Origin of the sequence: Streptococcus sp. E17BB (assembly GCF_041807725.1) — a bacterium.
Lineage (GTDB): Bacteria > Bacillota > Bacilli > Lactobacillales > Streptococcaceae > Streptococcus > Streptococcus entericus.
The window spans coordinates 1-16,980 of sequence record NZ_JBGTZC010000026.1 but is presented as its reverse complement, the minus strand read 5'-3'; the positions used below and the strand labels follow the sequence as shown (position 1 = coordinate 16,980).

The window sequence follows — 16,980 nt, the reverse complement described above, 5'->3', positions numbered from 1 at the left end:
ATGACTAATCTAAGAGAAGAACACAACATGACCAAACGCATTCACCAAAAAGAGTTTAAGCGGGTAGAAACCAAATATTTAGTGAGCCTAGCTCAGCTGCCCCACTTGCTGTCAGACTTGGGCGAGTACATGGAGGCAGATGACTTTGCCCAATCCACCATCACAAGCCTCTACTTTGATACGAAGCATTTTGATATGGTTCAAGATTCGTTGGCCAAAAAATACGGCAAGGAAAAGCTTCGTTTGAGGACTTATGACAGGAATGGCGATTTAGAGGCACCAGCATTTTTAGAAATCAAGCAAAAAATAGATGGTGTTGGCTACAAATATCGAATCAAAACCACTCCCAAGCAGGCAGGTCTGCTAGTGGCAGGTGATGTGGAAAATCATACTGAAGATAAACGGCTGCTGGCCCAGCTGGAAACATTGCAACAGAGATACGGCACGATTAAACCGCGGATGTTAATTTCCTACAAGCGTCTATCATTCAAAGGCAAGGACAATCCGTCAGTCCGTGTCACGCTGGACACGAGCGTCACCTAGGCTGTGGTCAACGACCTTGTCCTGACAAGTTCGATGGCTCTTCCACTTTTGCCAGAGCAACAACTGATTATGGAGATTAAGGTCAGTGACCAGCTGCCTGCTTGGCTGGAGAATATCTTACATCAGTACAATCTTGACAAAGTATCATTTTCTAAATATGGTCAGGCTTATACCCTGCACCAGTCCAAAATGTTAGTGAGGGATCCACATTATGCTTAATCAATTGTTTCAAAGTGTCATCAGTCAGTCAACGGTGTCAACATCGGGTTGGGGCTTGGTGTTGAGCCTTCTGACCAGTATGGTTTTGGGGTTAGCCTTAGCTTATCTCTACCAACATAAAACGTCTTATTCTCGTGAGACTCAGATTGGGTCGTTAGCTTATCGCGCACGACCAAGAAGAAAAAAGTCTTTAGACAGTTTGTTCATCAAGACAGTAGGAAAATTGACGGTTTAAGGTCGATTTTCCTGCTGTTTTGTTGGTCATGGGCAATGGTTGAAAGTACGTGCTTCATCTGGCAAAATCAGAGCCTGCATCGTGGTGTTGAGGGGCTATTGATTTGACAAGTGTGTGTGATTTTGCTACAATACCCTTAACAACACGATGAAAGTCAAAGCTCATTGTCTTGTGCGTTCTTTGGCGTGCAATGATGAACTAGCTTTGGCTTTTTCTGACGACTGGAGGTGACCCATGGATTTTAGAACAACAACAGACCATAAGACGTTCGGCGTTCGAGCAACAGAGCTGTTGGTTAGGGGCAATCAGATTTATCTCGCCAAATCGCCTGCTGGACAATATTACTGCATTGGTGGCGCGATTGCTGTCGGTGAAACGACTGAAGAGGCTGTCCGACGTGAGGTGCGTGAGGAGGTTGGCTGTGATAGCCAGGTTGATGAACTCGCCTTTGTCGTTGAGAACCACTTTGAGCTGGACGGTCGGATTTTTCATCAGATCGAGTTCCACTATTTGGTCACGCCGCTGTCTGAACCAAATGCCAGCATGGTTGAAGGTGACAGCCGTCGCCAGTGTGAATGGGTGAGTTTTGACGACCTTGAGGCACTTGACCTCAACCCAGCTTTTCTAAAGACCGCTCTCAAAAACTGGGACGGGCAGGTCAAGCATGTGGTGAATATGGAGGGAACATCAAATGAGCGTTAGGTTAATCGCCCATGTGTTCGTGACGGTTGATGAGTGCTTGAGTGGCGGCATGATTGACCAGGCCTATCGGGATGGGGAGGTTTGTCAGTATATTTAGGGGAAAGATATGTCTGGAAATAGTGTTTGTGATTGACGAAGTATTTGCTTTAATGATATAATTAATTTGCAATCTTTGTTAAAAAAAGGAGAATATGATGAAAAGTAGAGTTCAGCGTGCGCAACTTCAAAAAAAATATGGTTTTAGAAAGTTGAAAGCCTGCGGGATGGTTTCTGCGGTTATTGGAGCTAGTTTGTTGTCTTTGTTTGGTCAAAGTCAAGTTTTTGCTGATAACGCAACTTCTTCAGATACTAATGAGATAACTGTTCAGTATCGTTATTCAACCGTTGATGAATTAAATGCGGAAGAGAAGGCTAGTCTGATTCAGGCTTTACCAGAAAAAGTTACTAAGGAAGCTACCTATTACCTTGTTTATCGTCCAACCTCAAGTGTCAAGGCAAGTTTGCCGCAAACTAATAGTACAAGTAGTCCTTTAGTTGCTCTCTTAGGAATTGGAGCATTGATTGTGGCTGTTAAGGTAGGTAAGTCTGGTCGTAAGAGTGCTATCTACATGGCAACTTTGACTGCTGTTGGTGGTTTGGCAACAGCAACTGTAGTTCATGCGATTTCAACAGGTACTTTATCTGCTTACAACAAAGATGTGACAGTGAGAATTGGTGAGGAATTACCTAGCGGTAAGCTTGCTATCTCTGGTTATGAGTTTGTCGGTTATTTTGAATCAACATCGACTGATGCTGGTGATAAGGTGGCACAACAACCAAAAGTAACAGAGACTCCAGAGCAACCAAAAACTCCAGAACAAGCAGAAGTTCCGGAGCAACCAGAAACTCCAGAGCAACCAAAAACTCCAGAGCAACCAAAAACTCCAGAACAACCCGAAGTTCCAGAGCAACCAGAAACTCCAGAACAGCCAGAAGTTCCGGAGCAACCAGAAACTCCAGAGCAACCAAAAACTCCAGAACAACCCGAAGTTCCAGAGCAACCAGAAACTCCAGAACAGCCAGAAGTTCCGGAGCAACCAGAAACTCCAGAGCAACCAAAAACTCCAGAACAACCCGAAGTTCCAGAGCAACCAGAAACTCCAGAACAGCCAGAAGTTCCGGAGCAACCAGAAACTCCAGAGCAACCAGAAACTCCAGAACAGCCAGAAGTTCCGGAGCAACCAGAAACTCCAGAACAGCCAGAAGTTCCAGAGCAACCAGAAACTCCGGAACAGCCAGAAGCTCCAGAGCAACCAGAAACTCCGGAACAGCCAGAAGCTCCAGAACAACCAGAAACTCCAGAACAACCAGAAACTCCGGAACAGCCAGAAGCTCCAGAGCAACCAGAAACTCCGGAACAGCCAGAAGTTCCAGAGCAACCAGAAACTCCAGAACAGCCAGAAGTTCCAGAGCAACCAGAGGTTAAAAATTATGAAACTGGTATTGCTCTAGGGAGTTCGAATATAAAAGACTACGTTGTTAACCTGACACAAACGTCTGTGAAATCAGAGGCAATGGAATACCTTAAGCAACTTCGTTTGGATATGTATAACAACATCAATCCAAGATTTAATAATACTGATTTACGGTCTTATTTGGCGTCCAAAAATATTACTTCTGCTGAGCAGTACGCGGATAGTTTTAAGTGGGATGAGACCTTGGAACGTATTGCGATTCAACGTGCTTTAGAGACAGGTATTCATAAAGCAGTTGCTCATAAGAGAGTGAATAGTTCTAGTATTTTTTCTGCTAGAGATTTGGAGACAGGCAAAGGTTTTAATGGTGAGATTATCCAGTGGGGCTATGGCATGAGAGATGCCTTGACTGCATCTGATGCATTTGCTTATGGTGAACTAGACGCTCTAAATGCTTCTAATGGTGTCTATAATAGCAACAATGGTCACCTACATACCTTGTTAAATCCAGATAATAAATCTTATGGTTTTGCTAGTATCATGAGCCCAGACTTTCTTTATGGAGGAGTTACATTGGGGGTTTCTAGTCGAGCAGAATCAACAGATGAAACTGGTGGTCATTTGGAGGGTTCTTATCGGATTACCTATGGCATTGACTAAGTGAATAATCATAGTACTAATTTATAAATGATATTGGTTGAAAGAGATTTCTTTTTCTGCTAAAATAATCCTAACAACACGATGAAAGTCAAAGCTCATTGTCTTGTATGCTTTTTTGCATGCAATTCTGGGAGTTTTGGCTTTTTTGTAAACATCAAAAACCAGTAATCAAAGAAAGGAACAAGATAGCAGCTCTGCTATTTTTCATAAAAAGACATGAACTTTACAGAAGACTACGATATTATCGTTATTGGTGCGGGACACGCTGGAGTCGAAGCGAGTCTGGCTGCCAGCCGTATGGGGGCTAAGACCCTCCTTGCCACCCTCAATGTTGACATGCTGGCCTTTATGCCCTGCAACCCATCTGTTGGCGGCTCTGCCAAGGGTATTGTCGTTCGCGAGATTGACGCTCTGGGGGGCGAGATGGGGCGCAACATCGACAAGTCCTATATCCAGATGAAGATGCTCAACACCGGCAAGGGCCCTGCTGTCCGTGCGCTTCGTGCTCAGGCAGACAAGGCGCTCTACGCCCAGCTGATGAAGCAAACCGTTGAGCGCCAAGAGAACCTCACGCTTCGCCAGTCCGAGATTGCCGAGGTTTTGGTGGACAATGGGCAGGTCATCGGTGTGAAGACAGCGACGGGACAGGCCTTTTCGGCAGCAGCAGTCGTTGTCACCACAGGGACAGCCCTGCGGGGGGAAATCATCATCGGAGACCTCAAGTATTCCTCTGGTCCAAATAATAGCCTAGCGTCTGTCAAGCTGGCGGACAACCTCAAAGAGCTAGGACTAGAAATTGGACGCTTCAAGACAGGAACGCCGCCACGCATCAAGGCGTCTTCTATCGACTACTCGGTGACCGAAATCCAGCCTGGAGATGACAAGCCCAATCACTTCTCCTTCCTGTCCAAGGACGAGGACTATGTGACCGACCAAGTGCCTTGCTGGTTGACCTATACCAATGAGACCAGCCACCAGATTATCAATGACAACCTCCACCGAGCCCCGATGTTTTCAGGGGTAGTCAAGGGCGTCGGACCTCGCTACTGCCCATCGATTGAGGATAAGATTGTCCGCTTTGCCGACAAGGAACGTCACCAGCTCTTCCTTGAGCCAGAAGGTCGAAACACCGAAGAAATCTACGTTCAAGGGCTGTCCACCAGCCTACCGGAAGATGTTCAAAAAGAACTGCTCCACTCTATCAAGGGCTTAGAAAATGCAGAGATGATGCGGACAGGCTATGCCATCGAGTACGACATCGTTCTGCCTCACCAGCTCCGTGCGACCTTGGAGACCAAGTCCATCAGTGGTCTTTTCACAGCGGGTCAGACCAATGGCACATCGGGTTATGAAGAAGCCGCTGGACAGGGCTTGATAGCAGGGATTAACGCGGCACTCAAGGTTCAGGGCAAGCCTGAGCTGATTTTGGGACGGAGTGATGGCTATATCGGGGTCATGATTGATGACCTCGTGACCAAGGGGACGCTGGAGCCTTACCGTCTCTTGACCTCACGAGCAGAGTATCGCCTCATTCTCCGCCATGACAATGCCGACATGCGATTGACACCGATTGGTCGCAAAGTTGGACTGGTAGCCGATGACCGCTGGGCCATGTTCCAAGAAAAGAAAGACCAATTTGAACGTGAGATGGCACGTCTTGCCAGCATTAAACTCAAACCCGTCAAGGAGACCAATGAGCATGTTCAAGCCCTTGGCTTCAAGCCGTTGACCGATGCCATGACGGCTAAGGACTTCATGCGCCGACCTGAGATTGACTATGCTGTGGTGACCCAGTTTGTCGGTGAAGCGGCGGAGTCACTGGATGGTAAAGTAATCGAGCTGATTGAAACCGAGATTAAGTACGAGGGCTATATCGCTAAAGCGCTCGATCAGGTGGACAAGATGAAGCGCATGGAAGAAAAGCGGATTCCATCTGACATTGACTGGGATGACATCGACTCTATTGCTACCGAAGCCCGTCAGAAGTTTAAGAAAATCAATCCTGAAACCATTGGACAGGCTAGCCGAATTTCAGGGGTCAACCCAGCTGATATTTCTATCCTGATGGTTTATCTGGAGGGCAAAGGGCGGTCGATTGCTAAGAACAAGCAGGGCTAACCATGGCGGAACCTCTCTTTTACGGTCTTGACCTTGATCAGCATAGCCGTTGCAGGCATTACCATAGCGAACTGGATATTGTCGCTCTCAAATGTGGGCAATGCCAGCGGTATTATGCCTGTTACCAATGCCATGATGTCTTAACAGACCATGTCTTTCAGGTAACCTCTGCTAACGAGCTACACCCCGTGTTATGCGGTGTCTGCCGTCAGCAACTGTCCTTATCTGATTATAAAACAGGCGCTTGCCCGCTCTGCCAGTCGCCCTTTAATCCCAAGTGCAGTAACCACTACGATATTTATTTTGAAAAATAAGTAAAAAACGCTTGACAACTTATATATATAATGGTTTTGTTGAGTTAAATGGAGGTTTCACATGAAACTAATTGGAAAATTTATGGCAAAGAAGATTGCTAGTTTAGTTGTTCTTGTGTTGATAGCGCTAAGTCTGGTGTTTCACTTTCGAGAGCAGTTTTTTGGTGGGATATTAACGAGTAAATACAGCTTTGTCATCAAGCGCTTTGAGCGTGAAAATCAGCTGGTCGTTGCTGGTGTAGATGTTGAGACGACAGCGGAGCAAGTGTTTACCAACAAGCATTTCAAAGACTGGCCTGAGTGGACTGAGCCTTTGACCAAAGCACTTGTCGGACGAGATTTGGTGGCTGAAATTCCTGTTAAAACCGAGTTTAAACTGGAGTTGAAGGGGTTGGATAAGAGTGACCTAACCATAACAAACAGCGTTTTGAGCTTTAAGAAACCACTGACGGTCTACGTTGATTCGCAAGCTACTGGCGTGCCTGTCATCAAAAAAAGCGGGAGTGGCTTAGTTGATAAGGCAGTTGACCTCTTTACCTCTGGGCAAAAAGCACAGGAGTTTCTCGCTGAAAAAAGCCAAGAAGCCATCTACGAGACCTCAGAGCATGTCCTTGATGACCTAGACCGCCAAAAAAAAGTAGCGACGTTTGCCAGTCAGAGTTTGGAGCAACTGCTCAACCTCGATCGTGACGATAAACTGATGGTAGAGCTGACCGTGGATGACCTTGAGTTTATCAATGTTGACAAGCCTTAATAAAACTTCCTCACTTATCCTCTTACAAGAAGCCAAGGGCCAGACCAGCTAGCCTTTGGTTTTTTATTCGAACAAATGTTAACCGAAATAAAAATAAGGTTGACAAACATAGATAGCTTTTGCTATGATGAGAATAGAGAAGCTGTTTTCAAAATGCTAGATGACGAGACTTGCTTTCTGTAAAGTTTTCAAGAAATCACAACATCTTGCCTAGTTCAACGATAGCATCTTGATAAAGAAAGGACTTATTTTATCATGTTTCAGAGTAAATCTCTCGCTCAAATGGCGCTGGTGACAGCCCTGATCTGTGTTTTGGGATTTTTGCCACCTATTTCCCTAGGTGTTATACCTGTTCCAATCGTCTTGCAAAATATGGGTGTGATGCTGGCAGCCGCTTTGCTGGGAGGCACTCGAGGAAGCCTGAGTGTTCTGTTATTTTTGATGATTGGGTTAGTCTTGCCAGTCTTTACAGGCGGGAATACCACTCTACCTGTCCTCACTGGACCGACGGCTGGTTACGTTGTGGCTTGGCTGGCTGTACCCCTGTTGTATGAGGGCTTAACACGATTGGTAAAACCTTCTCGATGGATTACGGATGCTATCTTACTTTGGTTGGCAAGCCTTCCTGTGGTGTATCTGCTTGGTGTCTTTTGGTTGCAATATTTTTCTGATATGACGTGGACAGATTTATTGTTGTCTAACCTGATTTTTGTGCCAGGAGATACGATTAAAGTGATTATCGCAACAGTTATTGCTAGACGGTTGATCAGGAGTGGAGTTGTTCAAGGCCGTTATTGATGCTTTAAAGTAACCGCCCTGCGGCAACTACTTGTCTTGTTCTAGCATCACGATTCGTTTCATCATGTTTTAGGGCAAATATCAGGTGTCAAATTATTTATCTTGTCAACTACCAAAATACCAGATATTTTAGAGCTGTCATTGCATGTCTAATGATATTTTTGAAAAAAATTGAATTAGGTTATTGACAAGTATTGAATGGTTTGCTATAATTGTTTTTGTTGTTAAGACAACAAGCCATTCGCGGGGATGGCGGAATTGGCAGACGCGCAGGACTAAGGATCCTGTGGCCGCTTTAGGCCGTGTGGGTTCAAGTCCCACTCTCCGCATACCTCACCAGTCATTGACTGGTTTTCTTTTTGCCTTAAAACCAAGTTAACTCAGGCTCCAAACAGTCGCTCATGATTTTAGTTGTCGATTTAACTGAAAAATATTGCATTTTTATTTGAAAAGAAGTATAATAGATTTGTTGAGGGATTATTGCAGAGCTGCAAGTTAATCTTTTCACAAAAGGCTTTGCCTGATAAAATTTTATTTGATTTTCATAAGGAGGAAATCGCAAATGGTAGTTAAAGTTGGTATTAACGGTTTCGGACGTATCGGTCGTCTTGCTTTCCGCTTGATCCAAGGTTTGGAAGGTGTTGAAGTAACTCGCATCAACGACTTGACAGATCCAAATATGTTGGCTCACCTCTTGAAATACGACACAACTCAAGGTCGTTTTGACGGTACTGTTGAAGTTAAAGATGGTGGTTTTGAAGTAAATGGTAACTTCGTTCGCGTATCAGCTGAAGCTGATCCAGCAAACATCGACTGGGCAACTGAAGGTGTTGACATCGTATTGGAAGCTACTGGTTTCTTCGCTTCAAAAGAAAAAGCAGAAAAACATTTGCACGCTAACGGTGCGAAAAAAGTTGTGATCACTGCTCCTGGTGGTAACGATGTGAAAACTGTTGTGTTTAACACTAACCACGACATCCTTGATGGTACTGAAACAGTTATCTCAGGTGCATCATGTACAACTAACTGCTTGGCACCAATGGCTAAAGCCCTTCACGATGCTTTTGGTATCCAAAAAGGTCTCATGACAACTATCCACGGTTACACTGGTGACCAAAACACTTTGGATGCACCACACCGTAACGGTGACCTCCGTCGTGCGCGCGCTGCTGCTGTAAACATCGTTCCTAACTCAACTGGTGCAGCTAAAGCTATCGGTTTGGTAATTCCTGAGTTGAACGGTAAACTTGACGGTGCTGCACAACGTGTTCCAGTTCCAACAGGTTCTGTAACTGAGTTGGTTGTTACTCTTGAAAAAGAAGCTTCAGTTGAAGCTATCAACGCTCACATGAAGTCAGTAGCTAACGAGTCTTACGGTTACACAGAAGACCCAATCGTATCTTCTGATATCGTAGGTATCTCTTACGGTTCACTCTTTGATGCGACTCAAACTAAAGTGTTGACTGTTGACGGTCAACAATTGGTAAAAGTTGTATCTTGGTACGACAACGAAATGTCTTACACTGCTCAATTGGTTCGTACACTTGAGTACTTTGCAAAAATCGCTAAATAAGAATTGAACGAGGGAATTTTCCCTCGTTTTTTGCTAATGTCAACTCAGTTATCGTGATAGGCTAGCAAAATATATTAAATCAGTTTGCTTAGCTGATACCGAAGATGACGACAGGTTCACCCTGTGACTAATGACTAATGTCAGTTGATGTTTCGGTTGTTCGGAGAATGATAGCTCAGTTCAAGGATCATGTGGAACTTATTTATAATCATTATTGACAAGCGTGTATAGTTTGCTATACTAGAAACAGGAGATGAAGCAGATGAGTGAACAATTTTCGAGCAAATTAAATATCCTGCGTGCAGGAGTTCTTGGGGCAAATGATGGGATTGTGTTCATTGTAGGTGTTGTCATCGGGGTGGCATCAGCGACAACTGATCAATGGGTGATTTTTTTGTCGGGGATGTCAGCTGTTTTAGCAGGCGCTTTTTCGATGGCAGGTGGAGAGTATGTCTCTGTCCCAACTCAGAAGGATACTGAGCAGGCAGCGACAGAAAAAGAACGGCGGCTCTACACCGAACACCCTGACGCTGCTCGGCTATCTCTCAAAGCTATCTATATGGCGCGTGGGGAGTGTGAAACAGCAGCAGAGTTTATGGTTAATAAAGCTTTTGCCAAGAATCCCGTTAAAACTTTGGTGGAAGAAAAATACAATATGGATTTTGAAGCCTTTACCAACCCATGGCATGCGGCATTGTCTAGTTTTCTTGCTTTTGTGGCAGGCGCTGTATTTCCGATGCTTGCGGTGATGCTTTTTCCTGTTTCGATTCGCATTCCTGCAACAGTGTTAGTCGTTATCCTGTCCTTGTTTGTGACAGGTTATACCAGTGCCAGACTGGGCGAAGCACCGATTGTTCCTGCTGTTGGTCGTAACATTATGGTTGGTCTGTTGACCATATTTGTGACCTTTGTGATTGGTCATCTGTTGGGGACAGGAGTTGTTGGGTAGTTTTTTGAAAAATAGCAGAGCTAAAGATGTGGTTTTTAGCTCTTTTATTTTTATCTAAAAATGTCAAAACAGACCTGAATATATTAAATAGATTGTAATTTTTTGTTTATTTTTATTAAAATACTTGACAAAAAAAGTTTGCCGTGTTAAAGTGACGTAGAATAGAAAGCGCTATCAGAAAAGGAGACTTATTGAATGAAGCATTTATTCGATAAACAAAATAAATATAGTATTCGAAAATTCTCAATCGGTGTCTGCTCAGCAGTTATTGGATTGAGCTTTTTGAGTGCCGGTACAGCTTATGCTGAAGAAACAGGGGTTCAGCCTGTTCAGCCACCTGTTCCAGCTGGACCAACTGGAGCAGCTTCGCTAGAAAGTACCCAAGATGGTGCTGTGGCAGAAAAAGAGGTTGAGGAAGTTGTTGCACCTGAGTCAACTAAATTTGAAGTGAGCGGGGAAGCAAAAACGGAAAGTGCCGTGCGCACAATTGATGAGGTAGTTTCTGTTGATAAGAATTACGCTCAAGCAGATAACGTAAAAGAAGGATTCCCTGCGACAAATGCTGTTGACGGTAGTGAAGCTACAGCTTGGGTCGGTATTGGAGAAACTGAGAAGCCGAAACTGACAGTTCGCTTGGACGATGTTGCCAGAGTTGAGCGCATCACTTATCAAGCGATGCAAGATGGCAAATCATCTCTGGGAAGTAGCTACCACAACGAAGCAGGAGTTGCTGCCAATGGCTACATCGAGTACAGTAAAACTGGTGAAGAGGGTAGCTGGAAGAAAGTGACCTTTACAGCTGTTGAACAGCAAGATGGTCAGCCACATATGCTTAATAAACCAGAAAATGAGGGGGCAGCTTATCAACGTCGTGGAAACCGCATGCCGATTGATTTTGTGATTGAACCGGTAGATGCGAAATATTTCCGCTTGACTGCTACCAATACACTTGTAGGGAATGCTGCACCTGCCAATACTCAGCCACACCTTGTCTCTGCCTCCAAGTTTATTCCTCAGGGTAAGAAGCTTGTTATTGAAGAAACGGTTACTGAAACCTTAGTAACTGATGAAAAACATTACATTGATGATGTGACCAAATATAAAGATCAAGAAGAGCTGGTCAGTGAAGCTGTTGCAGGCAAACGAGTGACTGTAACGACTTATGAAGCACAAAATGGTGAAAAGACCTCAACGAAGCTTGGAGAATCTGCCGTAACTATTATAAATCCTAAAATGGCAGTCTACCGTCGGGGAACATTGGAACGTCCAATACAGACACCTCCTCAAGCTCCGGCAGCTGTACGGTTGTTTAATGCTCCTCTGCAACAGGATGGAGAAACAGTCAGCCAGGTTGCAGTAACGCTCCCACAAGAAGCAGTAGCTAGTCATGTTGTCAAACTAAAAACCAATGACGCTCAAGTTCTAAAAGAGCTTACTCTTGAAGAATCTCACTTAGAAGATGGCATTGCAGTGCTTGCGCTCGACAGATTACTAGAAAACGGTCAGACTTATGCGGTGACTATCGCTACTGTTCAAGGTCTTGAATCAGATCCTAAGACATTTGTAGCTGATACTGTTGCCCCTCCAGCAGCTGTTTCAGCAGACTTTGTCGCTGGAACTCGTCAAGTAGATGTTGTTCTACCTGAAGGAGTTCAAGCAGGTGAGTTAGCTATTGTCATTAACCCAGAAGGCACAACTCAAGAGACTTATTTTATCGGTTATGCAAGCATTCCAACAGGTGAGCGTCGTGTACAAGTGACTGTTAATCAGGACTTGCTCGCTGAAAAAACCTACAACGTTCAATTGATGGATGCTACGAACAACTTGTCTCCGATGATTGAAGCTGCAGTTCGTCAGCAAACTCCACCGTCTGCGCCTACATCAACACTGACACCGGTTTACCCACCAGTAGAAACGGTGGAAGGTGAGTATAATAGACCAGCCTCCTCTGTTGGACGTATCACCAACGTCACATTTGAGAATGGTACAGCTTCCATCACTTATGAAACAGGTCATAAGGCTCAGGTTAACTTCTATAACGACCACGTTTTCCGCTTCAATATCGAAAAAGAGGGCGCAGAGTTCGTTTCTAACCCAGAGCTTGTTCATGCTGGTCGTCCGGCTAATATCACTCTGAAAAATCAAGCGAACTACCAAGAAACCTATGGTCAAATCGGTAAATTAGTTGATGAAGAATCACGCTATATCCTCGAAACACCAAAAGTGTTGGTTATCTTTGATAAGAAAACCTCACTCATGTCTGTTTATGACCGTGAGAAGAATGCTTATGTGACCAAAGAAGTAGCGCCTGTTTCTATCGCTGGTGGTAAAACAACTCAGACCTTAGCCCAAACAGAGGACGAACAGTTCTTTGGTGGCGGTATGCAAAACGGTCGCTTCACGCACAAGGGTGAAAAAATCAATATTGTCAATGAGAACAACTGGATTGATGGTTCAGTAGCTTCCCCAGCACCATTTTACTGGTCAAGTAAGGGTTACGGTGTGATGCGCCATACCTTCCGCCCAGGCCAGTATGATTTTGGTACGGATAATAAAGCGCAACTCACCAGCACCCACAACGAAGAGCGTTTTGATGCCTTCTACTTCATCAATTCAAAACCAGCAGATATCTTAAAAGACTATCATGAATTGACAGGTGCTCCGGCTGTCTTGCCAGAATATGCACTCTACTTGGGTCACTTGAATGCTTATAACCGTGACTACTGGCGTGAAGTGCCTAAAGGTACAGCAGGCGCAGTTCTCTTTGAAGATGGTAAATACTATAAAGAGTTTGATGGGCGTAGCCACACCGTACAGCCAGGAGACATCAAGGAAAACTTGAACGGTGATACACCAGAGAGCCATCAGTTCTCTGCTCGTGCCGTGATTGAACGCTATAAACGGCTGAACTTACCTCTTGGGTGGTTCTTGCCAAACGATGGTTATGGAGCTGGTTATGGTCAGACAGAGACTTTAGATGGTAATATTCAGAACCTGAAAGCCTTTGTTGAGTGGGCAAAACAAAATAACGTTGAAGTTGGCCTTTGGACACAGGCAGATCTTTATTCAACACGTGGTGATGTGGTTACTCACCGTGATATCGATAAAGAGGTTGGTACAGCAGGTATCCGTGCCATTAAGACTGACGTGGCTTGGGTAGGTCCTGGTTACAACTTTGGTCTCAATGGTGTTGATGAAGGGGCTAAGCTTCTGACTGAAAAGAGTGGAGAGGATAAGGCTCGTCCGTTCATCGTCTCTCTCGATGGCTGGGCTGGTACTCAGCGTAGTGCTGGTATCTGGTCTGGTGACCAACGTGGTGGTGAGTGGGAGTATATTCGTTTCCATATCCCAACTTACATCGGTCTAGGCTTGTCTGGTAACCCGAATATGGGTTCTGACATGGATGGTATCTTTGGTGGCGGTAATGCCGTTATCAACGCTCGTGATTATCAGTGGAAGGCTTTCACATCTATCCTGATGAACATGGATGGTTGGGGGAATGAGCCTAAGACACCATTCTCATTTGATGACCGCACGACAGACATCAACCGTATGTCTATGAAGCTCAAATCAACTCTGGTGCCTTATGCTTACTCAACAGGGCATGATGCCTCTGTTTCTGGTAAGCCAATCGTGCGCGCCATGTTGATTGACTTCTCAGATCAGCCACTGGCTTACACCAAAGCTGTGCAGTACCAGTACATGTACGGTGATAACTTCCTCGTTGCACCTATTTACAAAAATACAGCCATGAAGGAAAACGGCGATGATGTCAGAAACAACATCTTCTTGCCGGCTGGAGCTGAGTGGATTGACCTTTACACTGGTCAAAAATACGAGGGTGGTCAAGTTCTAAACAACTACGAAGCGCCTCTGTGGAAACTTCCAGTATTTGTTAAGAATGGCGCTATTATCCCAATGACTAACGCCAACAACAATCCAGCAGAGATTGACCGTGGTAACCGTTTGATTCAATTCTATCCACACAAGGTTAGCGAGTTCAAACTCTACGAGGATGACGGTAAGAGCGTAGACTACAAAGCAGGTAAAGTCGCAACAACTCTGATTAAGAGTGTGGCGGACGACTCTAACACAACAGGTCGTGCGGTCTTGACAATCGAACGCACTGAGGGTGACTTTGACGGCTTCAAGAAAGATAAAACCACTGAGCTTCACGTCAATGTCTCTAAAGATGTCGAGTCTGTACAAGTTAAGGTCAACGGTCAATCGGTAGAAGTTCGTCGTGTTAATACGCTGGAAGAGTACAGCAAGGGCACAAACGTCTTCTTCTACCACAAAGATACGAAACTTGCAACTTATAACCCAACCAGTGCAGAAATCAAGGCACTCGATGTGACCATGAATGACTTGCTGAAAATCAAGTTGGCGGCTCATGACGTGACAACCAACAAGGTTGAGGTAACGATCAATGGCTTTAGCAACGCCAAAGCTACTGAGCAAGCACCAGAAGGTCTTGAAGTACCAGCTACACCAACAAATCTGGCGACACCAGAGGATACAGTTAGTGCTAAAGCTATTAAAGCGACCTGGTCAGCTTCTAAAGATGCGACATCATACGATGTTGAACACAACGGGGTCCTTTACAGAAATATCAAAGCAACTGAGTTCAACTTTGATGGATTAAACCCAGGCACATCCCACACCTTTAAGGTGCGTGCGGTCAATGCTAAAGGGGAATCTGATTGGTCAGACGCTGTGACAGCAGAGACTAAGAATGACCCGTGGGCAGAGGCTATTGAGATTAACCCAGCCAATGTTTTAACTAACATTCGAACTCAGAGTGGTCAAGGGATCGATAAACTCTTTGACAAGAAGAAAGGTGCACAGTTCCACAGCCGCTGGAACGAACAAGTATCAGCAGGTTCTTACATTCGTGTAGACCTTGGTGGCGTTTATGATCTTGATTATCTTGAGTACCATCAGCGCAATGACGGTGGTGTCAATGGTCGCGTGATTTGGGCTAAGGTCTGGACCAGTGAAGATGGCGAAACTTGGGACTTTACAGGTTCTGCCGACTGGCGTAGTGATGCTAACTCAGTTGGTAAACACACTCTCGACAAACGAGCACGTTATGTTCACTTCCAGGTGGATAGTAGCCAAAATGGCTTTATCTCTGGTGAAGAAATGCTGATCTTCAAGAAACCAGGAACACGTATGTTTGTGCCAGGCGACATCAGTAACGACGGTCAGATTACCAACGATGATAAGACCTCCTTCCTCAACTACGCAGGTTTGCGTCGTGCAGATAGTGACTTTGGTGGTTATGTTGAGCGTGCAGATGCCAATAAAAATGGTTTGATTGATGCTTATGACATCAGTATCGCAGCTGTTCAACTTGACGGCGGTGTTACTGAGCGCTCAACAGTTGCTCCAAGTGGTAACCTGCGCTTTGAAGCTGAGAAGCTGGATGTGAAGACTGGTGAGGAAGTTAAGGTTTACCTGATTGCTGATGACTTAGCAGCTGTCAATGCGTTGACATCAACCTTCCAAGTGAGTGAAGCAGACTTTGAATTGGTTGCTCGCGGTAATGTGACTCCTGAGAGCTTTACGAAGCAGGCAGAGAACTTCTCACAAAGTCGCACGCGTTCTGGTCAACATGATGTTGTCTTCTCATTCATTAACTTTGGTCAAAAAGAATTGCTGAGCGGTTCAGGTCGAGTGGCTTATGTGACACTTAAAGCAAAACGTGACGCTGTCTTGAACTTCACATCTCAGGATAATATTCTTGTTGGCAATGATTTGCGCCGTGCAGCAGTTGATAACCAACCAGTGACAGCGTTGATTAACTATACAGAAGCCCCAGCGGTACCAACGAATGTGACTGTTAGCCGTCCAACCCACGGTAGTGTCAGTCTCACATGGGATGCTGTACCGCAGGCAGTTCGCTACATTGTTGAACAAGAAGCTGATGGTCAGTTTGTTGAAGTTGGACGCACCAATGAGCCACACTTCAACGTTTATAACCTCGCTCCTGTATCAACTTACACATTCCGTGTCCGTGCGACAAACCCAATTGGTCAATCAGAAGCAACAGAAGCAGTATCTGCTACGACTGTAGCGAAAGATTTAGCTAAGAAGTTGGTTGTTGCGGAGAAAACAGCAAGCACACCAGAACAGCCTAACGAACCATTGAGCAACTTCTTTGATGGTGATGAAAACACCATTTACCATAGCCAATGGCAGAAGACAGACGCTGTGCCATCAAGCTTAACTCTTGACTTGGGTGAGGAGAAAGCGCTGAGCCATCTGATTTATGTCCCACGCCCAGCAGCTTCAAACGGAACAATCACAGGCTTAACGGTTGAGACTAGCAATGATGGTCAGACATGGGCCCCAACAGGAGAAACTATCCGTTGGAACCGTAATGCTCTGGATAAGATTGCTTTTCTTCCAGAAGGAACAGAAGCCCGTTATATCCGTATCAATTGGTTAACCAGTGTTGGTGGATTCGTATCAGGTCAAGAGCTTTATGTGATTGAGGCCACTCCAGATTCAGAGCCAACTCCAAATCAAAATGACACCACACAACCACCGCGTCAAATTACTGACGTCAACCCTCAAACTGACTCAGGTATCATCGCAGAGGTTCAATCAGCGGATGCCAAGGTGGCAGGCTTGAGAGTGGTCTTCCACAAAGAAA

10 protein-coding genes, 1 tRNA gene and 1 pseudogene are annotated in these 16,980 nt (G+C 45.1%); all 12 read left to right on the top strand.

The features are described from left to right. Positions 1 to 762: pseudogene (locus tag ACERC7_RS07405) on the top strand (polyphosphate polymerase domain-containing protein). Next, the gene (locus ACERC7_RS07400) at positions 755 to 997 is read left to right on the top strand and encodes a hypothetical protein (RefSeq protein ID WP_373659112.1); all 243 of its coding nucleotides are present in this window, start codon (positions 755 to 757) and stop codon (positions 995 to 997) included. The pseudogene ACERC7_RS07405 and the gene ACERC7_RS07400 overlap by 8 nt, the downstream one beginning before the upstream one ends. A gap of 234 nt (positions 998 to 1,231) precedes the next feature. Continuing rightward, positions 1,232 to 1,699 carry an NUDIX hydrolase gene (locus ACERC7_RS07395; protein ID WP_373660483.1) on the top strand — a complete coding sequence of 156 codons (468 nt, stop codon included), beginning with the start codon at positions 1,232 to 1,234 and terminating at the stop codon, positions 1,697 to 1,699. Between the two features lie 191 nt (positions 1,700 to 1,890). After that, on the top strand, positions 1,891 to 3,813 hold the full coding sequence (locus tag ACERC7_RS07390; RefSeq protein ID WP_373666581.1) for a hypothetical protein: 1,923 nt from the start codon (positions 1,891 to 1,893) through the stop codon (positions 3,811 to 3,813). A 216-nt stretch (positions 3,814 to 4,029) separates the two neighbouring features. Then, positions 4,030 to 5,931 carry a tRNA uridine-5-carboxymethylaminomethyl(34) synthesis enzyme MnmG gene (gene mnmG, locus ACERC7_RS07385; protein ID WP_373660481.1) on the top strand — a complete coding sequence of 634 codons (1,902 nt, stop codon included), beginning with the start codon at positions 4,030 to 4,032 and terminating at the stop codon, positions 5,929 to 5,931. 2 nt (positions 5,932 to 5,933) lie between these two features. Further along, positions 5,934 to 6,245, top strand: a complete 312-nt coding sequence (locus ACERC7_RS07380; protein WP_373659116.1) for a CHY zinc finger protein — start codon at positions 5,934 to 5,936, stop codon at positions 6,243 to 6,245. A 61-nt stretch (positions 6,246 to 6,306) separates the two neighbouring features. Continuing rightward, positions 6,307 to 6,999, top strand: coding sequence for a hypothetical protein (locus ACERC7_RS07375; RefSeq protein ID WP_373659117.1), 693 nt, complete (start codon positions 6,307 to 6,309; stop codon positions 6,997 to 6,999). Between the two features lie 255 nt (positions 7,000 to 7,254). After that, positions 7,255 to 7,797 carry a biotin transporter BioY gene (locus ACERC7_RS07370; RefSeq protein ID WP_373659118.1) on the top strand — a complete coding sequence of 181 codons (543 nt, stop codon included), beginning with the start codon at positions 7,255 to 7,257 and terminating at the stop codon, positions 7,795 to 7,797. Positions 7,798 to 8,040: 243 nt separating this feature from the next. Then, positions 8,041 to 8,126, top strand: a tRNA-Leu gene (locus ACERC7_RS07365). Positions 8,127 to 8,359: 233 nt separating this feature from the next. Beyond that, entirely contained in the window at positions 8,360 to 9,370 is a 1,011-nt protein-coding gene (gene gap / locus ACERC7_RS07360) for a type I glyceraldehyde-3-phosphate dehydrogenase (protein ID WP_018368865.1), read from the top strand. Positions 9,371 to 9,632: 262 nt separating this feature from the next. Then, complete coding sequence (locus tag ACERC7_RS07355) at positions 9,633 to 10,319, top strand: VIT family protein (protein ID WP_373660480.1); 687 nt, start codon at positions 9,633 to 9,635, stop codon at positions 10,317 to 10,319. 195 nt (positions 10,320 to 10,514) lie between these two features. Further along, positions 10,515 to 16,980: discoidin domain-containing protein (locus ACERC7_RS07350; protein WP_373666580.1), on the top strand; the 6,466-nt coding region annotated here is incomplete at its 3' end.

What these genes read in the sequence shown, in the direction of transcription:
- gap (WP_018368865.1), top strand. Translation starts at nt 8,360, where the DNA reads ATGGTAGTTAAAGTTGGTATTAACGGTTTCGGACGTATCGGTCGTCTT.
- ACERC7_RS07380 (WP_373659116.1), top strand. Translation starts at nt 5,934, where the DNA reads ATGGCGGAACCTCTCTTTTACGGTCTTGACCTTGATCAGCATAGCCGT.
- ACERC7_RS07390 (WP_373666581.1), top strand. Translation starts at nt 1,891, where the DNA reads ATGATGAAAAGTAGAGTTCAGCGTGCGCAACTTCAAAAAAAATATGGT.
- ACERC7_RS07355 (WP_373660480.1), top strand. Translation starts at nt 9,633, where the DNA reads ATGAGTGAACAATTTTCGAGCAAATTAAATATCCTGCGTGCAGGAGTT.
- ACERC7_RS07370 (WP_373659118.1), top strand. Translation starts at nt 7,255, where the DNA reads ATGTTTCAGAGTAAATCTCTCGCTCAAATGGCGCTGGTGACAGCCCTG.
- mnmG (WP_373660481.1), top strand. Translation starts at nt 4,030, where the DNA reads ATGAACTTTACAGAAGACTACGATATTATCGTTATTGGTGCGGGACAC.
- ACERC7_RS07395 (WP_373660483.1), top strand. Translation starts at nt 1,232, where the DNA reads ATGGATTTTAGAACAACAACAGACCATAAGACGTTCGGCGTTCGAGCA.
- ACERC7_RS07400 (WP_373659112.1), top strand. Translation starts at nt 755, where the DNA reads ATGCTTAATCAATTGTTTCAAAGTGTCATCAGTCAGTCAACGGTGTCA.
- ACERC7_RS07375 (WP_373659117.1), top strand. Translation starts at nt 6,307, where the DNA reads ATGAAACTAATTGGAAAATTTATGGCAAAGAAGATTGCTAGTTTAGTT.